Consider the following 585-nt stretch of genomic DNA (forward strand, 5'->3'; position numbering starts at 1 on the left):
ACCTTCAACCTGCCCATGGCTAGATCACTCGGTTTCGGGTCTAATGCTAGCAACTGTACGCCCAGTTAAGACTCGGTTTCCCTACGGCTCCCCTATGCGGTTAACCTTGCTACTAACATTAAGTCGCTGACCCATTATACAAAAGGTACGCGGTCACCCCACAAAGGAGGCTCCCACTGCTTGTACGTAGACGGTTTCAGGTTCTATTTCACTCCCCTCACAGGGGTTCTTTTCGCCTTTCCCTCACGGTACTGGTTCACTATCGGTCAGTCAGGAGTATTTAGCCTTGGAGGATGGTCCCCCCATGTTCAGACAAGATATCACGTGTCCCGTCCTACTCGTTTTCACAAATATGGCGCCGTCGGTTACGGGGCTATCACCCTTTATTGCCAGGTTTTCCAACCTGTTCACCTAACGCCAAGTCTGCTTAAGGGCTAATCCGGGGTCGCTCGCCGCTACTGCCGGAATCTCAATTGATTTCTTTTCCTTCGGGTACTTAGATGTTTCAGTTCCCCGAGTTCGCCTCTTAGCGCTATGTATTCACGCTAAGATACCTGCTTATGCAGGTGGGTTTCCCCATTCGGA

1 rRNA gene is annotated in these 585 nt (G+C 50.9%); it reads right to left on the reverse strand.

From position 1 onward, the window contains the following. Positions 1-585 (reverse strand): 23S ribosomal RNA (locus tag HLG76_RS14650); the annotation flags it as partial.

Source organism: Salinivibrio sp. EAGSL, assembly GCF_013366455.1.
In the GTDB taxonomy this organism is placed as follows: Bacteria; Pseudomonadota; Gammaproteobacteria; order Enterobacterales; family Vibrionaceae; genus Salinivibrio; species Salinivibrio costicola.